Here is a 25,898-nt window from a genome sequence, read left to right as displayed (position 1 = left end):
GGGTGACCGACATCCCGCGCCGGGCCGTGTCCCGGACCGCCAAGCTCGCCGCTCTGCCGCTCGGCTTCGCCGGCCGGACCGTCCTCGGCATGGGCAAGCGGGTCACCGGGCTCGCGTCCGACGTCATCTCCGCCGAGATCCAGCAGCGCACCGCCGAGCAACTGTTCAGCGTGCTGGGGCAGCTCAAGGGCGGGGCGATGAAGTTCGGCCAGGCGCTGTCGGTCTTCGAGGCGGCCCTGCCCGAGGAGATCGCCGGCCCCTACCGTCAGGCGCTCACCAAGCTCCAGGAGGCCGCCCCGCCGCTGCCCGCGGCGACCGTGCACAAGGTGCTGGCCGAGCAGCTCGGGTCGGGCTGGCGGGACCGCTTCGTGGAGTTCGACGACACCCCGGCCGCCGCCGCCAGCATCGGCCAGGTGCACCACGCGGTCTGGCGGGACCCGGGGTACGGCCCGAGCGGCGCACCGCAACACCGGGACGTCGCCGTGAAGATCCAGTACCCGGGTGCCGGAGACGCCCTGCTCGCCGATCTGAAGCAGCTCTCCCGGCTGGGCGGGATGTTCCGCGCGATCCAGCCCGGGCTGGACGTCAAGCCGCTCCTGGTCGAGCTGCGCGAACGGATCACCGAGGAGCTGGACTACGAGCTGGAGGCCGAGTCACAGCGCGCCTTCGCCGCGGCGTACGCCGACGACCCGCAGATCTTCATTCCGGCCGTGCTGGACGCCGCGCCCCGAGTGCTGATCACCGAGTGGGTGGCGGGCATCCCGCTCGCGGAGATCATCCGCAACGGGACCGAGGAGCAGCGCGACCAGGCCGGGCGGCTGATGGCCGAGCTGCACCTGTCCGCCCCGATGCGCGTTGGGCTGCTGCACGCCGACCCGCATCCGGGCAATTTCCGACTGCTCCCCGACGGCCGGCTCGGCGTGATCGACTTCGGCGCGGTGGCGCGGATGCCGGAGGGCACCCCCGAGCCGATCGGCCGGCTCGCCGGGATGGCGCTGCGCGGTGAGGCGGACGCGGTGGTGGCCGGGCTGCGCGAGGAGGGCTTCGTCAGCCAGACCGAGCCGATCGACGCGCAGGCGCTACTGGAGTGGCTCCAGCCGATGCTGACCCCGGTCGCCGAGGAGGAGTTCCGGTTCACCCGGGCCTGGCTGCGTGCCGAGGCCACCCGCCTGGCCAGTCCTCGGTCGCCCTCGTTCCAGCTGAGCCGCAAGCTCAATCTGCCCCCGTCCTACCTGCTGATCCACCGGGTGACGCTGGGCTCGATCGGGGTGCTCTGCCAGTTGGAGGCGAAGGCGCCCTACCGGGCGATCCTGGAACGCTGGCTGCCCGGCTTCGCCCCGGTGAGCTGAACGCCCCCACTGGTGGGCTGGGCGCGGCGGCCGTCCCGCACGGGGCGTCGCCTTACGCCACGGGGGCGGTGGCCATCCGGCCACCGCCCCCGTCGTACTGGTAGGACCTAGAGAACGCCCAGGTCGCGAGCCGATCGGGTGTGGCTCTTCATGGCGACGGTACGGGCGGAACGGGTTGCCTCAGTGCTCGTGGTGGTGCGACCGGCCTGAGGCCGGGGCATTCGAGCCCGGGACAACGCTTCGTGAAGTAGTTGCATCTCGGTTCCATTCGGCAGGTGCATCATCGGTTTCGACTTTCTCTCGGCCGGTGGATCACCGGCGGGAACGTGTGGAACGGGGTGTGTCAGGCTGCCAGCCGGACCGCGTTGCGCGACTCGGACAGCCCATTGGCCACCAGTCGCGCCTCGGCCTCGACCCGGAGCTGGGCGTCGCGGGCGAGGTCCTCCTTGCGCGGACGGCCACGGGGCCGCTTGCGCGGGACGACCGCGCCACGCTCGAAGATCTCGCCGCCCCAGACTCCCCACGGCTCGGCCCGCTCCACCGCACCGGCGAGGCACTCGACGCGCAGCGGGCAGTCCCCGCAGAGCGACTTGGCCAGCTCAAGCTCGGTGGGCGAGTCAGAGAACCACAGGTCGGGGTCGAACTTCCGGCAGGGCAGGTTCGCCTCCAACTCGACGCTCACGTCGAGCGGGGCCAACGCCAGACTCATCCTCCGGTCACCTCTCTCTCACTTCGATCTCGTGGATCGCATCTCCGACGTACTTCGGCATTACGGCGGTGCAAAAAAACTGAGGCCGCGGATCCCGGTTGCGGGTTCCGCGGCCTCGAGGTGAGCCGGTGGTCTGATGGATCAGACCGGTCTACCTCGAGGTGGAACACCGCGGACATCCGTGCGCTTCTTGGCGCCGATGCCCATGCCCGTGAAGCCACTGGTCCCCTCGATCCCCGCCAGCGGCGCCACGGCAAGGTTCAGCTCGGCCTGAACCTGGGCCTGGTGCGGCTGCGAGACCGACGGTCGAGCGGCAAGGGCCACCCGGACGGCCGACAGCGGAACGTAGGCAGCTGGCATCGCCGCCGGACGCTCGTAGATGAAGATCTCCATTGGTGCCACCTCCCTGACTTTCCTCGTGCCGACCGTGGACTCGTCCCTCGTGAGCAGCCAGAATGACGCCGCTCGCGAGGTGTGTCCTGAGGCTATTCCTCGCCTCAGGGCGAGGGCAAACGATTTACGGCTAGATCTCGAAACTTTTCTGTGGGCAGACATCGTCCACCGCCGCGCCCGCCACCAGGGCCAGCACGGTATCACCGTAAAGTCCCAGTTTGCGGGGGCCGATTCCCGCGATCGCGATGAGCTCCTCGCTGCGTCCGGGCCTCCGCTCGGCCAGTGCGGTGAGCGTCGCATCGGTGAAGACCACGTACGCCGGCACCCGCTGCGCCTCGGCCACCCGCTGCCGCCACTCGCGCAGCCGCTCGTACAGCTCCTCGTCCAGGTCGGACGGGCACGTCGGGCAGCGCCCCAGCTTGCGATCCGCCCCGGCGAGCAGGGTGGCGCCGCAGATCCGGCAGGAGACCACCTGGATCCGGCGCCGCTCGGTCCGCCGGGCCGCGCCGGCACCGGCCCGCTCGCCGCCGCCCGAGCGGTCCAGCTGCGGCAGGAACCGGGAGGGCCGCCGGGCCCGTCCGCCCGGCGAGCGGGAAACGGCGTACGACAGCCAGAGCCACTCCCGCGCCCGGGTGATCCCGACGTAGAGCAGCCGCCGCTCCTCCTCAACCTGCTCGGTGGTCTTCGCGTAGGAGGTGGGCAGGGTGCCCTCGACGAGCCCGACCAGGAAGACCGCATCCCACTCCAGGCCCTTGGCGGAGTGCAGCGAGGCGAGCGTCACCCCCTCCACCGTGGGTACGTGCTGCTGGGCCGCCCGCCGGGCCAACTCCTCGTTGAAGTCGGCCAGGGTCACCGGGCGCTCGATCGCGGCGGCCTCCCCGATCGGCACCACCTCGGGCGTGGCGGCGTACTCCTCGGCGAGCTGGACCAGAGCGGCGAGCGCCTCCCACCGCTCGCGGGCGGCGCCGCCGGGCGGGGGCGCATCGGGCGCCCAGCCGACGGCGGCGAGCCCCTCGACCACGGCGGCCGGCAGCGGGATCGAGCCGTCGATCGAGCGGGTGGCGGCGCGCAGCGCCACCATCGCCTGCCGCACCTCGGGCCGCTCGAAGAAGCGTTCCGCCCCCTGCACCTGATACGGCACCCGCGCCTCGGTGAGCGCCTTCTCGTACGCCTCGGACTGCGCGTTGGTGCGGAACAGCACCGCGATCTCCCGGGCCGGGGTCCCGCTGTCTATCAGCGCCCGGCAGCGGGCGGCCACCGCGTTGGCCTCGGCCGGCTCGTCGGTGAAGATCCGCAGCTCGGGTTCCGGGCCCGGCGGGCGCTGGCCGTGCAGCTCCAGCCGTAGCCGGGCCTCGGCGCCCCGGGCCTGCGAGATCACCGCGTTTGCCAGCCCGACGACCTGCGGCGTCGAGCGGTAGTCGCGGAACAGCCGGACCACCGTGGCGGCGCGGTGCCGGCGCGGAAAATCGACCAGGTACGACGAGGTCGCCCCGGTGAACGAGTAGATCGTCTGACTGGCGTCGCCGACCACGGTGAGGTCGTCCCGGCCGCCGAGCCAGGCGTCCAGCAGCCGCTGCTGGAGCGGGTTGACGTCCTGGTACTCGTCGACGACGAAGTGCCGGTACTGGCCGCGTACCTGCTCGGCCACGTCGGCGTGCTCCTCGATGCCCCAGACCGCGGCACGCAGCAGGTCCTCGAAGTCGATCACGCCGTTGCCGCGCTTGAGCCGCTCGTACGCGGCGAAGACCTCGGCCACCTTCGCCGGCTCGTGCGGGGTCTCGCGCAGCGCCTTGGTCGCGGCCACCACGTACTCCCCGGGCTCGACCAGGGACGACTTGGCCCACTCGATCTCACCGGCGAGGTCGCGGGCGGCGGCCCGGTCGGCGCGCAGGCCCACCTTGGCGGCGGCCAGGGTGACGATCCGGACCTTGCTGTCCAGCAGCTCCGGCATGGCGCGCCCCTCCAGCAGCCGGGGCGCGAAGTAGCGCACCTGGCGCAGCGCGGCCGCATGAAAAGTCCGCGCCTGCACACCCTGCACCCCGATCAGGGCGATTCGGTGTCGCATCTCGGCGGCGGCGCGGGCGGTGAAGGTGACCGCCAGCACGTGCCGGGCGGAGATCTCACCGGTGAGCGCGCGGTGGGCGATCCGCGCGGTCACCGCCCGGGTCTTGCCGGTGCCGGCGCCGGCCAGGATGCAGACCGGGCCGGCCGGTGCGGTCACCGCGGACCGCTGCTCCGGATCCAGACCGGCCAGCACCCGTTCCGCCGCTGAGTGAACCCCCACAGCGAGGAATCATCCCAGCCGCCGACGATGTTGAAGCGGTTAGCCTGGCCTGATCGGGCCGGGCGCGAGCCATCCCCCTTGGAGGATCTGACCATGTTGACGATGTATTCGACCCCGTGGTGCGGCTACTGCCACCGGCTGAAGTCGCAGCTCGACCGGGAGGGCATCGCGTACGAGGTGGTCGACATCGAGCAGGACCCGCAGGCCGCGGAGTTCGTGATGAGCGTCAACGGCGGCAACCAGACCGTCCCGACCCTGCGCTTCACCGACGGCAGCGCCCTCACCAACCCCTCCATCACCCAGGTCAAGCACCACCTCTCCACCCTCCCCAGCTGACCCCCACCCCGTCCCGATCGCCGGTGATCATGAGGTTAGCGGCCTCGGGACCGGCGTGCCGCCACGGCAACCTCATGATCACCGGGAGGTGACGGGCGGCGCGGGGCGGGGATGTGGGGGTGGGGGGGTAGCGGGGGGTGGGGTGGTGCGGGTGGGGTTAGGCGGCGGTGGTGCCAGAGGTAGACGCCGGCGGCGGTGGTGACCATCCCGACCAGGGCGAAGAGCAGGCGGTAGTCGAAGACGCCGACGAGCAGGGCGCCGGTGCCGATGGAGAGCGCCTGCGGGCCGCTGACCAACGCCTCGGAGGCCGCGGCGACCCGACCCAGCAACCCCGGCGGGGTGCGCCGCTGGACGAGCGTGTTGAGCCCCACCATGGTCAGCGGCAGGGACACCCCGGCCAGCAGCAGCGCCACCACGCCGAGCCAGAGCCGGGGATACGCCAGCGCCAACGCGGCCGGCCCGAAGAAGGTCACCCCGGCGGCGAGCGCCCCCACCTCACCGACCCGGCGTACCACGGTGGCCGAGACGAGCCCACCGAGCAGCCCGCCGATGCCCTGCACGGTGACGAGCACGCCGACGAACGCGGCCTCCCGGCGCAGTCCCAGGTCGACGTACGCGAAGATCAGCGACTCGGTGAAGCCCATCACCAGCGAGCCGAGCCCGTAGCCGAGCAGGGCGCGGCGCAGCGCGGGCTCGCCGGCCAGGTGCCGCAGGCCGGCACCCAGCTCGGCCGGCCACCGCAGGTCGGCACCGGACGGCCCGGACTCGGCGACCCGGAGCAGGCCGACCACGGCCGCGGCGGCGAGGAAGCCGGTCATGGCGAGGGCGACCAGCAGCCACCCCCCGACCGCGGCGTAGAGCCCGGCCCCGGCGAGCGGACCGATCAGCCGCAGACCCTGCCGGAAGGTCTGCAGCACCCCGTTCGCGTCGGCCAGCAGCTCGCTCGGCACCAGCTGTCGGATCAGCCCGCTCAGGGCCGCGCTCAACGCGATGTACGACAGGCCGTAGCAGGCGGCCACCGCGTAGATGATCCAGATATCGGCGCGGTCGTGGACCGCGAAGAGCGGCGCGAGCAGCACCGCCGTGCCGAGGTTGGCGGCCACGAAGAAGGGCCGGCGGCGGTACCGGTCGACAATCCAGCCGACCAGCGGCGCCAGCATCATCGGCGCGATGATCGCGAAGATGGTCGCCCCGGCCATGCCGTCCGAGCCGGTCAGGTCCTTCACCCACACGGCGAGGGCCAGCAGCAGGACCGACTCGGCCGCCATACTGGCCAGCAGGGCGACGAAGAGCAGGCGGAAGTCAGGGCGGCGCAGCACGATGCGCATCAGGTTCCCTCCGGCGGGGGTGTGTCGAGGGTAGATGCCCGGCCAGACGTTCCGTCCGGACTGGGTGGGCCCTCTTTTAGTTTCGAGACACGCCTTCGCCGGAACCTCCGACACCGGTCGCGCCGTCCATACTGACCGTGGGGGGCGAACTTCATACAGTTACCGTCGCGTCCCGCGGCGGTCGACGGAAAGAGGGCACCCGTGCCTCCTGCCGCACCAGGCCCGATCCTGCGCCGTCGCAGGCTCGGTACCGAGTTGCGCCGGCTGCGTGAGCTGACCGGCTTCACTGGCGACCAGGTCATCGAGCGGATCGGCTGGGCCTCCGCGTCCAAGCTGTCCCGACTGGAGAATGGGCGCAGCCGCCCGGACCCGGACGATGTCGCCGTCCTGCTGACCCTCTACGGCGCGGCCGACGAGCTACGCGAGGAACTGCTGGGGATCACCCTGGAGGCCGGCGACATGCGCGGCTGGCTGCGCAACTTCCCGGTGATGACCCAGCAGCAGCGCGCCTTCGCCGAACTGGAGGCGGGCTGCGCCGAGATCTCGGAGTACAACCCGGTGCTGGTCCCCGGGCTGCTCCAGACCCCCGGCTACGCCCGGCACCGGATCAGCTCCGCGTCCCGGGTCGCGGAGCAGGCCGGCGATCCGGATGCCGAGGATCCGGAGACCGAGGTACGCGCCCGACAGGCCCGCCAGGCGCTGCTGACCCGATCCCCCGATGCGCCGCGCTACACGGTGGTGCTGGAGGAGGCAGCCCTCGGCCGGCGGGCCGGCCCGCGCGAGGTGCTGCACGAGCAGATCGGCCACCTCTGCGAGCTGGCCATGCTGCCGAACGTGACGCTGCACCTGCTGCTGCGGGACACCCGGGTCGGCGACTGGTACCTCCCACCGACCGCCTTCTCGGTCTACCGGTTCGCCGATCCGCTCGACCCGGAGACGTTGGCCATCGAAGGTGGGTTCACCGACGTCATGTCGACCGAGGCAAACACCCTAAATCGCTATAAAGTGGTGTTCGAGTGGCTACGCTCGGCGGCGCTCTCCGCATCGGACACCCTCTCCTGGCTCATCGAGGCGACGGGACGGCTGACCGAAACGGCAGTCGAGCCCACCGCGGCGCTCAGGCCGGCAACGGCGCCGACCCAGCGTCGCCACGGCTCGGGGCGCCTGACAACGGAACGGTGATCCACGCGGACCTGGCCGTCCCACGCGGCGTCACTCGTCCCCATCGGAGCACTCCAAGACCAGGAGCAGAACCATGAACGAGATCCGCAACAACTCGTCCGACCTCGCGCGGCAGCTCGCCGGCGCCGGCTGGTGCAAGAGCACCCGCAGCCAGACCTCGAACTGCGTGGAGATCGCGCCACTGCGTACCGGGCCGGCCGCGGTGGCGCTCCGGGACAGCAAGGACCCGAGCGGTCCGGTGCTGCTGTTCAACCGGGCCGGATGGCTGGGCTTCATCACCGGCGCGAAGAACGGGCAGTTCGCGTTGAAGTGACCCACCCAGCACCTCGGGGCCGTCGGCGTCGCGCCGGCGGCCCCGTCGTGCGTCCACCACCGACAACAACGCTGACCTGGGCTCCTCCGATCAGTTGACGCCCGAGAACGATCGTCGAGTTTCACTTGCTGGGACGCCGGCCGGGCGTAACATGTCGAAAGAGTGACGTGGAAGTTCCAGCGCGTATCCGTCCATCCGCACCCGGGGGACAACCATGCGGTTCCTGATCGTCCGCACCGAGATCCGTACCGCCGCCGACACCGACATCGCTGCCGCGTGGGCCGATGGTGGTCGGCTTCGCGACGAGACCACCGCACCGGAGCCGCGCCGCCAGGTCGTTCACGCCGAGGACCGGGACGCCGCCCTGCTGCTGGCCCGGGCGCTGTCCTGCGTGGGGGCCGTACGCGCCGGCCGCCAGCGGGTCAAGGTGCTCCCGGTCGAGAACCACGACCCCGGTGACCCCTACCGCTGGGGCGGCAGCTGATCCCGTCCGACGTCCGTCGTTGCCGGACCGGCCTCCCCCGCCGCGTTTCCTGCCCTACCCGGCCACGACGGCCCGTGTTCCCGGCCCGGACCGTCGCGGCAACGACGGTTCCGGGCCGGGACCGCATCCGGCGCCCGCCGGTCAGCAGTGCCCGTCGAGCCAGCGGTGAACGAGAAACAGTGCGATCGAGGTGGGCGGCGGAAGGACCAGCCGCTCCCCGTCGACGTCGACCGGCTCGCCGCCCAGCGCGGCGCCGATCTCGCGCCGGGTGAACCAGCGGGCGTCAACGATCTCGGCGGGGTCGACCCGGATCGGCTCGTCGACGTCGGCGCGGGCCAGGAAGCCGAGCATCAGCGAGCCGGGAAACGGCCAGGACTGGCTGCCCGCGTACGAGATCTCCCCAACCTCGACGCCGACCTCCTCGCGGACCTCGCGGAGCACTGCGGCCTCGGCCGACTCCCCCGGCTCGACATAGCCGGCCAGGCAGGAGTAGCGGCGCTCCCCCGGCGCGGGCGTCCACGCGGCGTTGCTGCCGAGCAGGCAACGCCCCTCCGGGCCGTCCACCGCGTCGTGGACCAGCACGATCATGGCCGGATCGGTGTGCGGCCAGACCCGCTCGCCGAGCGCGTCGACCCGCGACCAGCCGGCCTCGTCGACCTGGGTGGAGTATCCGGTGACCGACGAGTAGCCGTGTCGGACGTGCCAGTTCAGCAGGGCGAGCCCGGCGGTGAAGATCCCCGCGTCCCGGTCGAGCAGCAGGTGGCCCACCTCGCGCAGGTCGGCCCGGCGGGTGCCGGGCAGCGCCGGCAGCGGCGCGTCCACCGCGAAGACCGGTACGCCGTCCGACTCGACGCCGAGGAACATCGGCACCGACCGGGGCACCTCGGGCAACTCGTTCGGGCCGATCAGCACCAGCTCCGGCGGGGCGGTCTCGCCCCGCACCAGGGCCCGGCCGTCGTCGGTCGAGTCCAGCACCAGCACCCGGGCCCGCTCCCACGCCTCGGCGAGCCAGTCCGGGTCGGTACGCCGGTGCGCCGCCCGGTCCAGCGTGGACCGGGCCAGCGGCGGGGCGGCCTCGCCACTCACGCCGCCGCCTCGCTCCGCTCACCGGCGACGCGAGTCGCCACGCTACTGAGCCTGATGGTTCGCTCGCTCCGCTCGCTCACGCCGGCTCCGTCCGGACCTCGGTGAGCGCGGCCAGTGGCCCGGCGATCCGCTCGGCGTCGCCGAGGACCACGGTGACCGCCTTCGCCGGGGCGAGGTAGCGGGCCGCCGCCTCCGCCACGTCGTCCACGGTCGCCTTCGCCAGCCGGGCGGCGTGCTCGGCGAGGAAGTCCAGGCGCAGCCCGTTGCCGGCGTACGCGCTGGTCAGCGAGGCCAGCCCGGCCTGGGTGGACATCCCGAGCTGGAGCGTGCCGAGAGCGTACTGGCGGGCCTGCTCCAGCTCCTCCGGCTTCGCCGGCAGCGCGGCGAGGCGACCCAGCTCGTACCTGGTCTCCAGCAGCGCGGGAGCGGTGACCTCGGTGGCCACCTCCGCGGCGGCGACCAGCACCGAGCCGGCCACCGAATGCTCCACCACTGAGTGCGGCCCGTACGTGTAGCCCTTGTCCTCGCGGATGTTCTCCACCCAGCGGGAGGAGAAGTAGCCACCGAAGATCAGGTTGGCCAGTTGCAGCGCGGCGTGGTCGGGATGGGTGCGGGGCACCGCCGGCAGGGCGATCCGCAGCGAGGACTGCACCGAGCCGGGCCGGTCGACCAGCAGCAGCGGGCCGGGCTCCAGGGGCGGCCCGGGCGGCAGCTCGGCGACGTGCCCCACCCCGTTCCAGCCGGAGAGGGCCTGCTCGGCGGCGTCCAGGGCCCGTTCCGGCTGCAGGTCGCCGACCAGCACCAGCACCGCACCGGCCGGGTGCACCCGCTCGGCGTGCAGCCGGCGCAGGACGGGCGGCCGGACCGTGCGCACCTCGTCCGGCTCGGGGGTTTGCACGGCGTACGGGTGCCGGCCGTAGATCCGCTTGAGCAGCGCGGTCCGGGCCAGGTGGGCGGGCTGGCTCCGGGCGACCTGGATCCGGTCGACCAGCCGGTCCCGCTCGATCTCCACCCAGTCGGCCGGATAGACAGCCCCGGTCAGCACGTCGGCGAGCAGCTCCAGCATCCGGTTCAGGCCGGTGACCAGGCTGGCCCCGGACAGCATGAGCCGGTCCGGGTCGATCCCGGCGGAGAGCGCGCCGCCGACCTTCTGCAGCTCGGCCGCGAGCTGCGTCGCGCTGTGCGTCGCCGTGCCGGAGAGGATGGTCTGCGCGAGGACTGAGCCGCGCGCCAGGTGGATGCGCCCGGCGGGCATCCAGAGCCGCAGCTCGACCAGCGGGACCGCCGTGCGGCGTACGGCGATCACGGTGAGCCCGTTGGCGAGCGTGCGTTCGCCCTGCGTCGGCAGCTTGAGCTTGCGGGTAGGGCCGAGCGGCGGCAACAGCCGGATCCCGGTCTCCACGGTTGCCGTCATTGGGCACCTCCGGCGATGACCTCGATGGACGCGCGGCGTTCTGGCCGCAGGGTGGCAGCGGCGGCCTGGACCTGCTCCTCGGTCACCTCGCCGACCAGCCGGGGCAGCTCGTTGAGCAGGCCCGGCTCGCCGCGCTGCTGTTCGAGCACGGCCATCCGCAGCGCCCGGCCGAGCACCGCGTCGGTGTCCCGCAGCAGGTGGGTGGCCATCCGGGCCTGGGTACGCGCCAACTCCCCCTCGGTCAGCCCGTCGGTGGCGAGCCGGTCCAACTCCTCGTCGACGGTGCGCAGCACCTTGTCGACGTCACCGCCGGGTGGCAGATGGGACTGGAGCAGCAGCGCGGTGGGGTCGCGCACGTCGAACGGGTCGCCCATGAAGCCGAGGTAGCCGCCGACGCTGGTGACCGTGCGGTCCCGCTGGACCAGCCGCTCGACCAGCCGGGACGCCTCCCCGTCGGTGAGCACCTCGGCCAGCACCACGTACGGGAGGTAGCCGGCGAAGTCGGTCACCGGGTCGGGCACCCGCCAGGCCCCGGCCACCGCCGGCAGCGGCGCCAGCTTGTCGGTGTACGAGGTGCGCCGCTCGGCGGTCAGGTCGGGCTCGGCGAAGTCGGGGCGCGCCGGGGCGGGCCGGGCCGGCACGTCGCCGAAGTGCCGCTCGATCAGCTTGGTCGCCTCGGCCACGTCGATGTCGCCACTCACCGCGAGGACCGCGTTGCCACTGGCGTAGTAGCGCTGGAAGAAGTCGGCGGCCTCGGCGACGGTGGCGGACTCCAGGTCGTCGAAGGAGCCGTAGCCGTCGTGCGCGTTGGGGAAGGTGTCGAACATGACCGGCGGCAGGGTCAGCCAGGGAAAACCGCCGTACGGCCGGTTGAGCACGTTGACCCGGATCTCCTCCTTGACCACGTCGACCTGATTGCGCAGGTTCTCCTCGGTCAGCCGGGGGCCGCGCATCCGGTCGGCCTCCAGGAAGAGCGCCCGTTCCAGCGCGTTGCTCGGCAGGGTCTCGTAGTAGTCGGTGTAGTCCAGGTGGGTGGAGCCGTTGAAGGTGCCGCCGGCGCCCTGGACGTGCCGGAAGTGGGCCAGCTTCTCCAGGTTCTCCGAGCCCTGGAACATCAGGTGTTCGAAGAGGTGGGCGAAGCCGGTGCGTCCTTCCGGCTCGGACCGGATGCCGACGTCGTAGAGCACCGCCACCCCGATCACCGGGGCGCTGCGATCGGGGGTGAGCACCACCCGCAGGCCGTTGTCGAGGTTGAACCGCTCGACCGGGTACTTCGTCGCTGGAATTTTCGCTCTCGGCGGCACGGAATGACCCTAACCCGTCCGCGCCGGTCGTACCCGCACTGTGCCTCGGCGCTCCGGACGGCGGTCACGGCGATGGGCCGTCCGGCTCCGCTCACTCCTCCGAACAGGCGGGAATCGACGTGAATCACGAGTCCACCCATCCCGGATCGTGAATGGGTCTTGACGCCGCCCCACGCTTGCCCCACTCTTCCTACCAACTAAGTAGGAATACGGATTGGACGCGCGATGAGACGGCTCCCCTTGCGTCGACTGGCCTCGCTGGCCACCCTCGCCGTGCTCGGCACGGTCGCCCTGGGCAGCACGGCGGCCTGCGGCGACGACAGCGACGCCGCCAGCGGTCCGGTGACCCTGCGCCTCGGCTACTTTCCGAACATCACCCACGCGCCAGCGGTGGTCGGAGTGGAGAAGGGGATCTTCGCCGAGAAGCTCGGCAGCGGGGTCAAGCTTGAGACGAACACCTTCAACGCCGGCCCGGCTGCCATCGAGGCGCTCTTCTCCGGCGCGATCGACGCCACGTACATCGGTCCGAACCCGACCGTGAACGCCTTCTCCAAGTCCAAGGGAGCGGCGGTCCGGGTCGTCTCCGGTGCCGCCTCCGGCGGCGTCGCCCTGGTGGTCAAGCCCGAGATCACCTCGGTCGAACAGCTACGCGGCAAGAAGATCGCCACGCCACAGCTGGGCAACACCCAGGACGTGGCGCTGCGTTACTGGCTCAAGGAGAAGGGCCTGACCACCACCAAGGAGGGTGGCGGCGACGTCAAGGTCGTCCCGCAGGAGAACGCGCAGACGGTGGACACCTTCGCCAGCGGCGCGATCGACGGCGCCTGGGTGCCCGAGCCGTACGTCTCCCGGCTGGTCAACGCCGGCGGCAAGGTGCTGGTGGACGAGCGCGACCTGTGGCCGGACCGGAAGTTCGTCATCACCAACCTGATCGTCAGCACCAAGTTCCTCAAGGCCCACCCTGACGTGGTCAAGAAGCTGGTCGAGGGGCAGGTCGCCGCGAACGAGTTCGTCAACAGCAAGCCGGACGAGGCCCAGCAGGCCATCTCCGACCACATTGGCAAGATCACCGGCAAGCCGCTGGACCTCAAGCTGATCAAGCAGGCGTGGCCCAGCCTGGAGTTCACCGACGACCCGATCCCGGCCTCGCTGAAGACCGGCCTGGACCACGCGGTCGCCGTCGAGTTGACCCAGCCCGTTGACCTCACCGGCCTCTATGACCTGAAATACCTCAACGACGTGCTCAAGGCGCAGGGCAAACCGGAGGTAACCCAGCCGTGACGGCGACCACGACCACCCCGCGCAGCGCGACCGGCTCGGTCGCGCTGCGCGGCGTAACCAAGGTGTACGGCCAGGGCGAGCACTCCGTCCTGGCCCTGGACGGGGTGTCGCTGGACGTCGCCCCCGGCGAGTTCGTCTGCCTGGTCGGCGCCTCCGGCTGCGGCAAGAGCACCCTGCTCAACCTGGTCGCCGGGCTGGACCGGGCCAGCGGCGGGCAGGTCGAGCTGGGAGATGCGAAGCCGGGCCTGATGTTCCAGGAGCCGGCGCTCTTCCCGTGGCTCACCGTCGAGGCGAACGTCGAGGTGCCGCTCAAGCTGCGCGGGCTGCCCCGGGACGAGCGCCGGGCGCGGGTCGCCGAACTGCTGCGCACGGTGCACCTGGCCGACTTCGGCCGCAAGCGCCCGCACGAGCTCTCCGGCGGCATGCGGCAGCGCGTCGCGCTGGCCCGTACCCTCGCGCTGGACACGCCGGTGCTGCTGATGGACGAGCCGTTCGGCGCGCTCGACGCGATGACCCGGGACATCCTCCACGACGAGCTGGAACGGATCTGGTCCGAGCGGAAGCTCACCGTGCTCTTCGTGACGCACAACGTCCGCGAGGCGGCCCGACTCGCCGACCGGATCATCCTGCTCTCCAGTCGGCCCGGCCGGATCATCTGGTCCACCCAGGTCGACGTGCCCCGGCCCCGCCGGATCGACTCCCCGGAGATCGCGACCATCGCCGCCGAGGTCACCGCCCGGCTTCGTACGGAGGTGAGCCGTCATGGCCAGTGACACGTTCGCCGGGTCCGCGCGTACCGACGCGGAGATCACCGGCCTGGACGCTCTGGAGATCGCGGGCCGCGAGCAGGGCCCCAGCCGACTGCGCCGGGCCTGGTCGGCGCTGTGGCCGAAGCTGGCCGCGCTGGCCCTGGCCATCGCCGGCTGGCAGGCGGTGGTTTGGACCGGCTGGAAGGACCCGTGGGTCCTGCCCGGTCCGGCGACGGTCTTCGCGGACCTCGGCGACTACCTGGTCAGCTCGGCGCTCTGGGACGGCCTGGCCACCACCGGCCGGCGGGCCGTCGTCGGTTTCGCCGTCGCGGTCGCCGTCGGGCTGGTGCTCGGCCTGGCCGTGGCCCGGGTAAAGGTGCTCCGCGCCGCGCTCGGCTCGATGATCACCGCGCTGCAGACCATGCCGTCGATCGCCTGGTTCCCGCTGGCCATCCTGCTCTTCCAGCTCAGCGAGCAGGCGATCTTCTTCGTGGTGGTGCTCGGCGCGGCGCCGTCGGTCGCCAACGGCGTCATCCACGGCGTCGACTACGTGCCGCCGCTGCTGGTGCGGGCCGGTCGCAACCTCGGCGCCCGCGGCCTCAACCTCTACCGGTACGTGATCGCACCGGCCGCGCTGCCGGCGATCGTGGCCGGGCTCAAGCAGGGCTGGGCGTTCGCCTGGCGCAGCCTGATGGCCGGGGAACTGCTGGTGGTCATCGCCACCCGGACGTCGATCGGCGCGCAGCTCACCTACGCCCGGGAACTCAACGAGGCACCCCGGTTGATGGCGATCATGATTGTCATTCTGGTGGTGGGGCTCGGCGTGGACGTCGCCTTCGGCGCGGCCGACAAGGCGATCCGCCGCCGGTGGGGCGTGCTGGACCAGGCCGGCAACTGACGCGGTACGGCTGCGGGCCTCAGCCCGCGTCGACCGCCCGCCCGGCCGGGCTGTGCAGTTTGACCAGCCCGGCCCGGGCGGAACCGGCGGAGGTCGGCTGCCAGGGCCCGAACGCGGCCACCACGGCGAGTGCCAGACCCAGTCCCGCGACCGCGAGGACCAGCAGCAGCTCGCGCGCCGCCCCCGAGTGGGCCTCGCCTGCCATGGTCACCCCTCCCGCGCCCGGCCGGCACGGCCGACCTCTTCCCCCGGATGTCAGCATCACCCGGGACGGACGCGCGGAACAGTCACCTTTCAGACGGCGACCGCGCAGATCCCCGACTCAAACCGTGGTGCCGTAACGAGTTCGGGGAAACCGCTGCTCAACCTCGGCAGCGGTTTCCCCGATATCACGACACCGGAAGGGCGTCGGGTCAGAGCGGACGGATGTTCTCCGCCTGCGGGCCCTTCTGGCCCTGGGTCACGTCGAACTCGACCCGCTGGTTCTCGTCCAGGCTCCGGTAGCCGGAGGACTGGATCGCCGAGAAGTGGGCGAAGACGTCGGCGCCGCCGCCGTCCGGGGTGATGAAGCCGAAGCCCTTGTCAGCGTTGAACCACTTGACAGTGCCGATGGCCATGGTGCGTCTCCTTCGCGGAACGGTCCGGCCCACGCCTGTCGCGGGCCGGAGGGTGGTGTGCCGTCCGGCACACCTGTCGCTGCTGGTCGCCCCGCCCGGAGCACTCCGGACACAACAAAATGCGCCTGGGGCCACAATCCGCCAGGCGCACACAGAGTCTCTGGAAACCAAAACTGCAACGCGTCCAAGGTATCACGACCGGCGGACCGGGTCCGCCCCGCTCGGAATCTCGGGCAAGCCGGCGATCAACGCGGTCAGCCCGTCGGCGTCGAGCAGGTCAGCCGGACGGACGGTGGCCCCGTCCCGGACGTAGTGGAAAGCGGCCCCCACCCGCTCGACCGGCACGCCGGCCAGCTCGGCCCAGGCCAGCCGGTAGACCGCGAGCTGCACCGCCGCCACCTCGGCCTCCCGCCCGGTGGGTTGCCGGCCGGTCTTCCAGTCGACCACGTCGTACCGGCCGCCGAGGCGGGTGAAGACGGCGTCCATCCGGCCGCGGACCACCACGCCGGCGATCACGGTGGCGAACGGGACCTCGACCTCCACCGGCATCCGCTCGGCCCACTCGCTGGCCAGGAAACGCTCCTGGAGCTCGGTCAACGCCTCGTCCGGGGCCGCGTCGTCGTCCGCCGCGCCGGGAAGTTCGTCCACGTCCAACAGCCGGTCGGCGCCGAACCGCTGCTCCAGCCAGGCGTGGAAGGCGGTGCCGCGCCGGGCGTACGGGTTGGGCTCGGCGGGCATCGGTCGGCGCAGCGCCCGGGCCAGCGCCACCGGGTCGCGGCGCAGCGCCACCAACTGGGTCACGGACAGGTGCCCCGGCAGCTCGACGTCGACCGCCTCCGCCCGGTGGGCCAGCTCCGCCCGCTCGGCCAGCAGCAAATCGGCCTCCCGCCGCCAGCGGACCACCTCCGGGTCCTCCGCCGGCGGCGCTTCGCCGCCCACCGCCGCGCCGCCGGTCGTCGGGACCGTCGCCTCGCGGCGGGCTGCCTCTGGCTCGGCGAGGTAGCGACGGACCAGCGCGCCGGCCTCGGCCAGCGCGGGCCGGCGGGCACCGAGCGGGTCGGCCGGCCACTCCGCCCGGAGCACCACCTCGGTGGTCGGGTTAGCCGCGTCGCCGGCCGGCTCCGGCGCCCACTCGTCGACCAGGTGCCCGGCCGCGCCGGCCAGGCAGGCGTCGTGCACCTCACGCAGGAACACCGCGGGCCCGCGGAACTTCTTCGTGCCCTCCCCCCACCAGTAGCCGGAACAGAGCAGCAGCCGCCGGGGCCGGGTCACCGCCACGTACGCCAGCCGGCGTTCCTCCCGCTCGTCGTGCGCTCGCCAGGCGTCGGTGAAGTCCTCCAGCGCCCGAGCCACCCCGCGCTGGTCCTCCGCCCGGGCCAGGCCCAGCTCGGGCAGCCCGTCGGCGTCGCCGCGCAGCGGGAACGGCAGCACGCCCAACCCGCCCAGCCAGTGGTCGGAGTTACGCACCGGCCCCGGCCAGACTCCTCGGGTCAGCCCGGCCACCGCCACCACGTCCCACTCCAGGCCCTTGGCGGCGTGCGCGGTGAGGATCTGCACCGCGCCCTCCACCACCTCGACCTCGCCGGGGGTCAGGCCGCGCTCCTCGTCCTCGGCGGCGGCCAGGTAGGCGAGGAAACCGGCCAGGGTCGCGCCGGGCGTCTCGCCGCTGAACCGGGCCGCCACGTCGCCGAGCGCGTCCAGGTGCCCGCGGGCCAGACCGGCGTCGCCGGTGCCGTCCCGGCCGGCCCGGACCGCCACCTCCACGTCCAGGCCGATGGTCCGCTCGATGTCCGCGATCAGCTCCGGCAGGGACTGGTCCAGCCGGTAGCGCAGCAGCGCCAGCTCCATCCCGTACGACCGCAGCCGCGCGTACCCCTCCGCCGAGTACGCCTGCGCCGGCCCCAGGTCGGCCAGCGCCTCGACCAGGGTGGCCTCGTCGAGGGCGTCCACAGCGATCTCCGGCCCGTCGTCGCCGGCCAGCTCCCGACGGGCCCGCGCGATGGCCTTCGCCCGCCGGTGCAGGGCGACCAGGTCGCGCGGCCCGATCCGCCAGCGCGCCCCGGTGAGCAGGCGCAGCAGTGCCGCCCCGTCGGTGGGGTCGGCGAGCACCCGCAGGGTGCAGACCACGTCCCGGACCTCGGGAGTGTCCAGCAGGCCGCCCAGCCCGACCACCTCGACCGGCAGGCCCCGGGCGCGCAGCGCGGACTCGATGGCGGGGATCTGGCTGCGCAGCCGGACCAGCACGGCGGTGGTGGGCCGCCGGGGCACCGGGATGTGCTCGGGCAGCGCGCCCGGCAGCCCGGCCGCCCCGCGCCAGGCGGCGAGCACGCTGTCGGCGATCCACTCGGCCTCGTCGGCGTACGTCTCCAGGAGCGCGCAGTGCACGGTGCCGGCGGCCTGCCCGCGGGGGCTGCGGTGTGGGATCGGGTCCTTGACGCTGAGTGCCGCGTGCAGTTCCGGCACCCGGGCACCGGCCGCCCGCAGCGGCACCGAGAGCGCGTTGGCGACGCCGAGGATCTCCGGCCGGTTGCGCCAGCTCGTGGTGAGGCCGAGCGCCCGGGCCGGGGTGCCGTCGGCGCGGGCGAAATCGGTGGGGAACCGGTCCAGCGTGCCGGCGCTGGCACCGCGCCAGCCGTAGATCGACTGGCAGGGGTCGCCGACCGCGGTGACCGGGTGACCACCGCCGAAGAGCGCGTTCAGCAGCACCACCTGGGCGTGGCTGGTGTCCTGGTACTCGTCGAGCAGCACCACCCGGAACCGGTCCCGCTCGATCACCCCGACGCCGGGGTGGTCCCGGGCCACCCGGGCGGCGCGGGCGAGCTGGTCGGCGAAGTCCATCGCCTCGAAGTCGTCCTTGCGCCGGGCGTACGCCCGGACCAGCGGCAGCAGCTTCAGCCGCTTCTGCTGGAGCTGCAACGCCTTCCGGACGTCGGCGTAGACCCGGCCGGGGCGGGACTGCACGTCGGCGAAGAACCGGCCGGTCCAGGCGGCCAGCTCGTCCGGCTCGACCAGGTGCTCGTCCAGCTCCCCGGCCAGCGCCAGCACCGCGTCGGTGACGGTGCTGGGCATCCGGTCCACCTCGGACATGTCGCCGTCGTAGTTGCGCACGAGCAGGTCGACGAGCTGCCAGCGGGAGGCCTCGGTGAGCAACCGGGTGGTCGGCTCGTAGCCGGCGCGCAGCCCGTGCTCGGTGACGATCCGCCCGGCGTACGAGTGGTAGGTGGAGACGGTCGGCTCGCCGGCCAGGGGGTCGTCCTGCGGGTCCCGGCGTGGGCGGCCGAGCCGGCGGATGAGCTGGTCGAGCCGGGTACGCACCCGGTGCGCCAGCTCGCCGGCGGCCTTGCGGGTGAAGGTGAGGCCGAGGATCTGCTCGGGGCGCACGTAGGAGTTGGCGACCAGCCAGACCACCCGGGCGGCCATCGTCTCGGTCTTGCCGGAGCCGGCCCCGGCGACCACCAGCAGCGGCTCGACCGGCGCGGCGATGATCGCCGCCTGCTCCCGGGTGGGCATCACCGGGAGCCCCAGCAGCTTCGCCAGCTCCTTCGGGGTGTAGCGGGGACCGGCGTCCGCCGTCCGGGGCGTCGGCGTCGCGCTGGTGAAGAGCGTGGGCTGGGTCACGGCTGCTCCGGGCGACGGACGGTCGGCGGCTCGACCACCTGGCGTCCCTGCCCGGAGACCGGGCAGCTCGACCGGACCGGGCAGACCCGGCACTTCGAGTTGGCGACCGCGGCGAAGGTGGCGGCGGCCATCGTATCCGCGGTACGCCGGACCAGCGCGGTGGCCCAGCCGGCCTCCGGCCCCGCACCGGCGGCGGCCTGGGTCTGCTCCTTGGCGTCCTTGGCGCTCGTGCCGAGCTGCACCAGCGCGGCGCCCCCGGACTCGTCGCCGAACTCGGCGAACGCCCCCGCCTCCACCGCCGCCTGGTACGCCCCGAGCTGCGGGTGCTCGGCCACCTCCCGCTCGGTGACCGCGGTCGACTTGCCGGTCTTCAGGTCGATCACCACGAGCCGGCCCTCGGCGTCCACCTCCAGCCGGTCCACCCGCCCGGTCAGCTCGACCGGCCGGTGCGGGTCGTCGAGGCGTACCGCGAACTCGTGCTCGATGGCCAGCAGCCGGCGCGGGTTGCCGGCCAGCCAGCGAAGCAGCTTGTCCACCATGGCCTCGGCGCGGACGCGTTCCGGGCCGACCAGCCAACGGGCGGCCAGCTCGATCGCGTCGAACCGGGCGGCCACGTAATCCACCAGGGCGGCCCGGTCGACGCTGGCGTCCTCGGCCAGCATGGCGGCGGCGTGCACCAGGTTGCCGACGCCCTGGGCGGCGCTGGCCGGGGCGGCGCCGCCGTGCCGTTCCAGCAGCCAGCGCAGGCTGCACCGGAGCGCGCTCTCCATCGCCGACGGGGTGACCCGGACCGGCTCACCCTCGTCGATCAATGGCCGGTCGTCGGAGAGGCCGCGCAGCCCCCACCATTCGTCGGGGTGCGCGCCGGGCACCCCGGCGGCGGCCAGCCGGGCCAGTTCGGCCGCTGCCGCGCGCCGCCGGGTGGACGGCGCTGCCGGGTCGACCACCGCGGTACGCAGCTCCGCCACCAGCGCGGACAGGGTGAGCCCGCGCGGCGGCAGGGTCACCGGGAGCACCGCGGTTGCCTCGTCCGACGGCTCCTCGTCGCCGGTCGGCACCGGCCCATCGTCCGGCGCGGCCGCGCCTGGGCCGGTCGGCTGCGGAGCGGGACCGCCGGCCGTGGGCGGCTCGGTGGCACCCAGCTCGTGCAGGAAACGGCTGGGCTGCTCCTCGTGGTCGTCGCCGCCGACCGTCGCCGACGCGACCGCGGTGACCAGGAGCCGACGCCGGGCCCGGCTGACCGCGACGTGGAACAGCCGGCGCTCCTCGTCGAGCAGCGCCGAGGTCTGCCCGACCAGAGCGGCCCGCACACCCATGCCGTCGGCCCGGCCGGCGAGCACGTCGACCAGCCGCTCGGAGCCGAGCAGGCTGCCGCGCAGCCGCAGGTCCGGCCAGACGCCCTCCTGCATCCCGGCGATGGCGACCAGGTCCCACTCCAGGCCCTTGGCGGCGTGCGCGGTGAGCAGGCGTACCGCCTCGCCCCGGTCGGCGCTGGCTGCCAGGGTGTCGGCCGGCAGGTCCTGCCCCAGCACGTGGTCGAGGAAGACCTCGGTACGCGCGCCCGGCAGCCGGTCGGTGAACCGGGCCGCCGCGTCGAAGAGCACCAGCACCGCGTCCAGGTCCCGGTCGGCGGCCTCGGCCCGCCAGCGCTGGGCGGTCTCGTGCTCCCCGGTGGCCGCCCGGCCTCGGGTGATCGCCCCCGCCCACCGCTCGCCCAGCCCGCTTTCCCGCCACACCGCCCAGAGCACGTCCTCGACGGTGCCCGCCGGGGTGGCCGCCGCCTGCCGGGCGATCGCCAGCAGGTGCGCCACCGCCTGCGCGGGGGCGGCCCAGCGGCGCTCGATGACGGCCAGTTCGGCCGGGTCGCGCAGCGCCTCGACGATCAGCTCGCCGGAGGGGCGGCGGTCGCCGGCGGCCAACGCGAGGGCGCGCAGCCCCTGCCGCAGCCGCCGCTCGGCGAGCGGGTCGGCGCCGCCCAGCGGCGAGTGCAGCAGGGCGACCGCCGCCTCCTCGTCCAGCCGGTCGGGTTCGAGGGCACAGCGGAGCAGGAGCAGCAGCGGGGCCACGCCGGGCTGGAGGTGCAGCGGCAGGTCCTCGCCGTGCACCACGGTCGGCACGCCGGCGGTGTGCAGCGCACGGCGCAACGACGGCAGCTGCCGGCCGGTGGAGCGGACCAGCACCGCCATCCGGGACCAGGGCACCCCGTCGAGCAGGTGCGCCTCGCGCAGCGCGTGGGCCAGCCAGGCGGACTCGCTGGTCGCCGAGCGGAAGGTGCGTACCTCGACGGTGCCGGGCGGCGCGTCGGGCAGCGGGCGCAGCCGCCGGTGCGCCGCCGGCCCGCGCAGCCTGCGGTCCAGCCGGGCGGTCGCCGCCAGCAGCTCCGAACCGGCCCGGAACGACGTGGTCAGCACCACCTGCGCGGCAGGTGCCCCGGAGGCGGTGCGGAAGCGGTGCGGGAAAGTGGTCACGCCGGCCGGGTCGGCGCCACGGAAGGCGTACGTGGAGGAGTCCGGGTCGGCGAACGCGACCAGGGGCTTGCCCCCGCCGGCGATGACGCCGAGCAGGTCGAGCTGGGCCGGGTCGGTGTCGGCCAGCTCGTCGACGTAGACGTGGGCCAGCCGGCGGCGCTCGGCCGCCAGCAGCTCCGGGTCGTCCAGCAGCATGCCGGTGGCGGCCCGGACCAGCTCGGCCGGGTCGTACGCGACCGAGCCACGGTTGCTCACGTCGCGCAGGGCGAGGACGGCGACGTACTCCCGCAGGAAGCGGGCGGCGGCGGGCCAGTCGGCGCGGCCCAGCTTCTCCCCCAGCCGGGCCAGCTCGACCGGGCCGACGCCCCGCTCGGCCGCGCGCATCAACAGGTCGCGCAGCTGCTGCGCGAACGCCCGGGTACGCAGCGCCGGCCGCAGGTCCTCCGGCCAGCCGACCGGGTCGTCGCCCGGCTCCTCGCCGACCACGTCGAGCAGCTCACGGATGATCAGATCCTGCTCGGGGCCGGTGAGCAGCCGGGGTGACGGCTCACCCCGCTCGGCGGCGGCCCGGCGGAGCAGGCCGAACGCGTACGCCGGGAAGGTGCGGACCAGCGGTTCGCGGACCACCCGGGCGGGCCGGGGTGCGGTGCTGCCCGCCCGCCGCCCGCTCCCCTGCGGCTGGCCGGCGCCGGCGATCCGCGCCTCGATGCGGTGGCGCAGGTCGGTGGCGCCGCGCCGATTGAAGGTGAGCACCAGGATGCGCTCCGGGTCGACCCCCTCGGCCACCCGCGCGGCGACCGCCTCGACCAGCGTGCTGGTCTTGCCGGTGCCGGGCCCGCCGACGACCAGCATCGGCCCGGCGGTGTGCGCGACCACCTCGACCTGCCCCGCATCCGGCCGGCGCGAGGGCGGGTGTGCGACATCGCCCGCCGACCCCCCGGATCGCGGCTCCGCCGAGGTCGCCCCGCCGGGTCGACCGCCCCCCTGCCCCGCCCCGCCGTCGCGGCCACCCCCCGTAGCCGCCCCGCCAGGCCGACGCACCAACCGGTACGCCTGCACCCCCCCATCCCACCACTCCCCTACGACACCGTCCCGCCGCCCCCACCCCGCCTTCTGTCGATCATGAGGTTGGCGGCACTCAGGGAGATCGACTTCGCCGCCAACCTCATGATCGACGACGGGCCGAAGGGGTGGGGATCAGGTGAGGTGGGATTCGAGGAGGGTCAGGGCTGCTGGGACGGTGGGGGCGACCAGGAGGAGGTCCAGGCCGGCGGGTTTGAGGAAGTGGCGGTCGGCGAGGGTGCCCAGCCAGTCCAGCAGCGGGCGGTAGAAGCCGTCCGCGTCGATCAGCACCACGGGCTTCGCGTGCATGGCCAGGGTGGCGGTGGTCCACACCTCGAACAGCTCGTCGAGGGTGCCGAGCCCGCCGGGCAGGGCGATGAACGCGTCCGACTTCTCGATCATCAGCGTCTTGCGGCTGGCCATCCCGTCGGTGACCAGCAACTCGTCGGCGGCCAGGTCGGCGACCTCCAGGTCGACCAGGGCCTGCGGGATCACCCCGACGGTCTGGCCTCCGGCGGCCCGCGCGCCGTCCGCCACCGCGCCCATCATGCCGACGCACCCGCCGCCACTGACCAGGGTGTGCCCGCGCCGGGCCAGCTCCGCGCCGGTGTCGGCCGCCAGATCCAGCCAGCGCTGCTCGAGGGTACGGGAGGACGCGCAGAACACGCAGATAGCCGCCACCGGGTCAGCCCTGCCCCGCCGGCCGCTCGGACGCGGCCTCGGCGGCCTGCTGGTCGGCGGCGACCCGGGCGACCGCCTCCTCGCGGATCGCCTCCTGCTCGGCGGAGAGCACCGCCTCGGCCTCCACGATGTGCCGGACCGCCTCCTCGACGTCGTCGGTGAGGCAGATCAGCTCCAGGTCGGTCGGGCCGATCTTGCCCTCGGCGGCCATGCTGTCGCGCAGCCAGTCGATCAGGCCCCGCCAGTAGTCGAGGCCCATCAGCACCACCGGGAAGCGGGTGACCTTGCCGGTCTGCACCAGGGTCAGCGCCTCGAAGAGCTCGTCCATGGTGCCGAAGCCACCGGGCAGCACGACGAACGCCTGCGCGTACTTCACGAACATGGTCTTGCGGGCGAAGAAGTAGCGGAAGTCGATGGCCAGGTCGACCCACTCGTTGATGCCCTGCTCGAACGGCAGCTCGATACCGAGCCCGACGGAGACCCCGCCCGCCTCGCTGGCCCCCCGGTTGGCCGCCTCCATCACCCCGGGGCCGCCTCCGGTGATCACCGCGTACCCGGCCCGGGCCAGTGCGGCGCCCAGTTCCTCGGCCATCCGGCACTCGGTGCTCTCCGGCCTGCTGCGGGCTGAGCCGAAGACGCTGACCGCGGGCGGCAGGTCGGCCAGGGTGTCGAAGCCTTCGACGAACTCCGACAGGATGCGCAACGCCCGCCAGGCGTCCTTGGTCTTCCAGTCGCCCCGGCCCCGGGAGTCCAGCAGCCGCTGGTCGGCGGTGCTGGTCGGGATGGCGTGATTGCGCAGCGTGACGGCGCCCCGGTGCCGTTCCCTGCGCGGACCGCGGCCGGACTGCCGCCCGTTGCTCTGGCTCATGGGGCCACCGTAATGGAGCCACGGCGGCCGGGCGCGGAGGCCGGCGAGCTGGAAAATTCTTGGCGATCTTGGGCAACTAATTCGGTCGCCCGCACGTCTTACTATTCACACATACGGGGTATGCCCCGGCGCGCGCCTTCGGGGGAGGAGCCAGCGTTGATCAACAACACCGAGATGATCCGGATCCGCCGGCAGATGCAGCGGCGGATCCGCGACGTGGTGGCCGAGCGCCGCCGCGCCCGCCTGATGGAAGCCCACCACACCGACCTCACCGGCGAGTCCGCCGAGCCGGACACCTCGCTGACGACGACCGTCTGACGCCGCGCCGACACGATCCCGGGGGCCCGCCTCACCCGACAGGGCCCCCGGTCGCGTATCCGGTGTCAGTTGGCGGCGAGCCAGCGGTGCAGGGTGGCCGCCCCGTCGCGGATCTTGGTCAGCTCGACGTGCTCGTCCTTGTGGTGGGCCAGGTTGGGGTCGCCCGGGCCGAAGTTCAGCGCCGGGATGCCCATCGAGGCGAACCGGGCCACGTCGGTCCAGCCCAGCTTGCCGATCGGGGCCGCGCCCACCGCGGCCAGGAACTCCCGCGCCGGCGGGTTGTCCAACCCCGGGGCCGCGCCGGCCGCCGCGTCGGTGACCGCCAGCTCGAAGCCGGCGAAGACCTCGCGCAGGTGCGCCTCGGCCGCCGCGGGGGCGCGGTCCGGGGCGTACCGATAATTGATCTCGATCTCGCAACGGTCCGGGATGACGTTGCCGGCCACCCCGCCGCCGATCCGGACCGCGTTCAGGCCCTCGCGATATTCGCAGCCCTCGATGCTCACCCGACGCGCCTCGTACCCGCCGAGCCGACGCAACACCTCGCCGGCGCCGTGGATGGCGTTCACCCCGTACCAGGACCGGGCCGCGTGGGCCCGCTCGCCGTACGTGGTGACGATCGCCCGCATGGTGCCCTGGCAGCCGGCCTCGACGATCCCGTACGTCGGTTCCAACAGCACCGCGAAGTCGGCCTGGAGCCACTCCGGGTGGGCCTGGGAGACCAGCGTGAGACCGTTGTACTGCGACTCGATCTCCTCGGCCTCGTAGAAGAAGTACGTGACGTCGTAGCGCGGGTCGGGCAGGGTCACCGCCAGGTGCAGCGCGAAGGCCACCCCGGACTTCATGTCGGAGGTGCCGCAGCCGTACATCAGGTCGCCGCGCATGGTCGACGGGAAGTTGTTGTTGTGCGGGACGGTGTCCAGGTGGCCGGCGAGCACCACCCGCTGCGCCCGGCCCAGGTCGGTACGGGCCATCACCGTGTTGCCGTGCCGGTAGGTGGTCAGGTGCGGCACGCCCCGCAGCACCTCCTCGACGAAGTCGGCGATCGCCTTCTCGTTACGGGAGACGGACTCTATGTCGACCAGGGCGCGGGTGAGCGCCACCGGATCAGCCAAGACCTCGGGGGTCAGCGGGTTCTGCATGTCTCGCACGGTACCGT

At 73.2% G+C, this 25,898-nt stretch carries 23 protein-coding genes; 9 read left to right on the top strand and 14 right to left on the bottom strand.

Annotation, left to right across the window (positions count from 1 at the left end; translation table 11 throughout):
* Positions 1 to 2 precede the first annotated feature (2 nt).
* A complete protein-coding gene (locus tag AB0C02_RS05760) occupies positions 3 to 1,349 on the top strand; it encodes an AarF/ABC1/UbiB kinase family protein (protein ID WP_357541550.1) in 1,347 nt (448 codons plus the stop codon).
* Positions 1,350 to 1,692: 343 nt separating this feature from the next.
* On the opposite strand, the gene AB0C02_RS05755 is transcribed toward AB0C02_RS05760, so the two are convergent.
* The 3 genes from AB0C02_RS05755 to AB0C02_RS05745 form a co-directional block, all read right to left on the bottom strand.
* Positions 1,693 to 2,058, bottom strand: a complete 366-nt coding sequence (locus tag AB0C02_RS05755; RefSeq protein WP_357541548.1) for a WhiB family transcriptional regulator — start codon at positions 2,056 to 2,058, stop codon at positions 1,693 to 1,695.
* Positions 2,059 to 2,199: 141 nt separating this feature from the next.
* Positions 2,200 to 2,451 carry a hypothetical protein gene (locus AB0C02_RS05750; protein ID WP_357541546.1) on the bottom strand — a complete coding sequence of 84 codons (252 nt, stop codon included), beginning with the start codon at positions 2,449 to 2,451 and terminating at the stop codon, positions 2,200 to 2,202.
* Between the two features lie 130 nt (positions 2,452 to 2,581).
* Positions 2,582 to 4,735 carry an ATP-dependent DNA helicase UvrD2 gene (locus AB0C02_RS05745; RefSeq protein ID WP_357541544.1) on the bottom strand — a complete coding sequence of 718 codons (2,154 nt, stop codon included), beginning with the start codon at positions 4,733 to 4,735 and terminating at the stop codon, positions 2,582 to 2,584.
* Between the two features lie 93 nt (positions 4,736 to 4,828).
* Between AB0C02_RS05745 and AB0C02_RS05740 the strand changes: the two genes are divergently transcribed.
* Positions 4,829 to 5,071, top strand: a complete 243-nt coding sequence (locus AB0C02_RS05740; RefSeq protein WP_357541542.1) for a mycoredoxin — start codon at positions 4,829 to 4,831, stop codon at positions 5,069 to 5,071.
* 35 nt (positions 5,072 to 5,106) lie between these two features.
* Here the strand turns inward: AB0C02_RS05740 and AB0C02_RS05735 are convergent, their stop codons facing one another.
* Positions 5,107 to 6,399, bottom strand: coding sequence for an MFS transporter (locus tag AB0C02_RS05735; protein WP_357541540.1), 1,293 nt, complete (start codon positions 6,397 to 6,399; stop codon positions 5,107 to 5,109).
* A 201-nt stretch (positions 6,400 to 6,600) separates the two neighbouring features.
* Between AB0C02_RS05735 and AB0C02_RS05730 the strand changes: the two genes are divergently transcribed.
* From AB0C02_RS05730 to AB0C02_RS05720, 3 genes are all read left to right on the top strand, one after another.
* Complete coding sequence (locus AB0C02_RS05730) at positions 6,601 to 7,581, top strand: helix-turn-helix transcriptional regulator (protein WP_357541538.1); 981 nt, start codon at positions 6,601 to 6,603, stop codon at positions 7,579 to 7,581.
* A 73-nt stretch (positions 7,582 to 7,654) separates the two neighbouring features.
* Positions 7,655 to 7,894 (top strand): DUF397 domain-containing protein, encoded by a 240-nt coding sequence (locus AB0C02_RS05725; protein WP_357541536.1) that lies wholly within the window; start codon positions 7,655 to 7,657, stop codon positions 7,892 to 7,894.
* 214 nt (positions 7,895 to 8,108) lie between these two features.
* Positions 8,109 to 8,378 (top strand): hypothetical protein, encoded by a 270-nt coding sequence (locus AB0C02_RS05720; protein WP_357541534.1) that lies wholly within the window; start codon positions 8,109 to 8,111, stop codon positions 8,376 to 8,378.
* A gap of 141 nt (positions 8,379 to 8,519) precedes the next feature.
* Here the strand turns inward: AB0C02_RS05720 and nudC are convergent, their stop codons facing one another.
* From nudC to AB0C02_RS05705, 3 genes are all read right to left on the bottom strand, one after another.
* Positions 8,520 to 9,464, bottom strand: a complete 945-nt coding sequence (gene nudC / locus AB0C02_RS05715; protein WP_357541532.1) for an NAD(+) diphosphatase — start codon at positions 9,462 to 9,464, stop codon at positions 8,520 to 8,522.
* 76 nt (positions 9,465 to 9,540) lie between these two features.
* Positions 9,541 to 10,878 carry a pitrilysin family protein gene (locus tag AB0C02_RS05710; protein WP_357541530.1) on the bottom strand — a complete coding sequence of 446 codons (1,338 nt, stop codon included), beginning with the start codon at positions 10,876 to 10,878 and terminating at the stop codon, positions 9,541 to 9,543.
* Positions 10,875 to 12,182 (bottom strand): pitrilysin family protein, encoded by a 1,308-nt coding sequence (locus AB0C02_RS05705; RefSeq protein ID WP_357541528.1) that lies wholly within the window; start codon positions 12,180 to 12,182, stop codon positions 10,875 to 10,877. The genes AB0C02_RS05710 and AB0C02_RS05705 overlap by 4 nt, the downstream gene beginning before the upstream one ends.
* Positions 12,183 to 12,407: 225 nt before the next feature.
* On the opposite strand from AB0C02_RS05705, the gene AB0C02_RS05700 reads away from it, so the two are divergent.
* From AB0C02_RS05700 to AB0C02_RS05690, 3 genes are read left to right on the top strand one after another with little or no spacing between them, the layout of a single operon-like run.
* The gene (locus AB0C02_RS05700) at positions 12,408 to 13,463 is read left to right on the top strand and encodes an ABC transporter substrate-binding protein (RefSeq protein ID WP_357541526.1); all 1,056 of its coding nucleotides are present in this window, start codon (positions 12,408 to 12,410) and stop codon (positions 13,461 to 13,463) included.
* On the top strand, positions 13,460 to 14,236 hold the full coding sequence (locus AB0C02_RS05695; protein ID WP_357541524.1) for an ABC transporter ATP-binding protein: 777 nt from the start codon (positions 13,460 to 13,462) through the stop codon (positions 14,234 to 14,236). The genes AB0C02_RS05700 and AB0C02_RS05695 overlap by 4 nt, the downstream gene beginning before the upstream one ends.
* Complete coding sequence (locus AB0C02_RS05690; protein ID WP_357541522.1) at positions 14,226 to 15,110, top strand: ABC transporter permease; 885 nt, start codon at positions 14,226 to 14,228, stop codon at positions 15,108 to 15,110. Before AB0C02_RS05695 ends, AB0C02_RS05690 begins: the two co-directional genes overlap by 11 nt.
* Before the next feature lie 19 nt (positions 15,111 to 15,129).
* Here AB0C02_RS05690 and AB0C02_RS05685 read toward each other — a convergent pair whose 3' ends face one another.
* The 6 genes from AB0C02_RS05685 to AB0C02_RS05660 all read right to left on the bottom strand — a co-directional run bounded on the left by AB0C02_RS05685 (position 15,130) and on the right by AB0C02_RS05660 (position 24,424).
* Positions 15,130 to 15,315 carry a hypothetical protein gene (locus tag AB0C02_RS05685; protein WP_357541520.1) on the bottom strand — a complete coding sequence of 62 codons (186 nt, stop codon included), beginning with the start codon at positions 15,313 to 15,315 and terminating at the stop codon, positions 15,130 to 15,132.
* A gap of 208 nt (positions 15,316 to 15,523) precedes the next feature.
* Positions 15,524 to 15,727, bottom strand: coding sequence for a cold-shock protein (locus tag AB0C02_RS05680; protein ID WP_091595283.1), 204 nt, complete (start codon positions 15,725 to 15,727; stop codon positions 15,524 to 15,526).
* Positions 15,728 to 15,919: 192 nt separating this feature from the next.
* Positions 15,920 to 19,345 (bottom strand): ATP-dependent DNA helicase, encoded by a 3,426-nt coding sequence (locus AB0C02_RS05675; protein ID WP_357541517.1) that lies wholly within the window; start codon positions 19,343 to 19,345, stop codon positions 15,920 to 15,922.
* Complete coding sequence (locus AB0C02_RS05670; RefSeq protein ID WP_357541515.1) at positions 19,342 to 22,872, bottom strand: ATP-dependent DNA helicase; 3,531 nt, start codon at positions 22,870 to 22,872, stop codon at positions 19,342 to 19,344. The genes AB0C02_RS05675 and AB0C02_RS05670 overlap by 4 nt, the downstream gene beginning before the upstream one ends.
* Positions 22,873 to 23,010: 138 nt before the next feature.
* Positions 23,011 to 23,556: a TIGR00730 family Rossman fold protein gene (locus AB0C02_RS05665; protein WP_357541513.1), complete on the bottom strand. Its 546-nt coding sequence runs from the start codon at positions 23,554 to 23,556 to the stop codon at positions 23,011 to 23,013.
* Positions 23,557 to 23,560: 4 nt separating this feature from the next.
* Positions 23,561 to 24,424, bottom strand: coding sequence for a TIGR00730 family Rossman fold protein (locus AB0C02_RS05660; RefSeq protein WP_357541511.1), 864 nt, complete (start codon positions 24,422 to 24,424; stop codon positions 23,561 to 23,563).
* Positions 24,425 to 24,580: 156 nt separating this feature from the next.
* Here AB0C02_RS05660 and AB0C02_RS05655 point away from each other — a divergent pair, with 156 nt between their 5' ends.
* Positions 24,581 to 24,742 (top strand): hypothetical protein, encoded by a 162-nt coding sequence (locus tag AB0C02_RS05655; RefSeq protein WP_357541509.1) that lies wholly within the window; start codon positions 24,581 to 24,583, stop codon positions 24,740 to 24,742.
* 65 nt (positions 24,743 to 24,807) lie between these two features.
* Here AB0C02_RS05655 and dapE read toward each other — a convergent pair whose 3' ends face one another.
* Positions 24,808 to 25,881 carry a succinyl-diaminopimelate desuccinylase gene (gene dapE / locus AB0C02_RS05650; RefSeq protein ID WP_357541507.1) on the bottom strand — a complete coding sequence of 358 codons (1,074 nt, stop codon included), beginning with the start codon at positions 25,879 to 25,881 and terminating at the stop codon, positions 24,808 to 24,810.
* Between the last annotated feature and the right edge of the window lie 17 nt (positions 25,882 to 25,898).

Source organism: Micromonospora sp. NPDC048999 (assembly GCF_040649295.1).
In the GTDB taxonomy this organism is placed as follows: Bacteria; Actinomycetota; Actinomycetes; order Mycobacteriales; family Micromonosporaceae; genus Micromonospora.
Note: the sequence above shows the minus strand (reverse complement) of the source record. Positions and strands in the feature narration are given on the sequence as shown.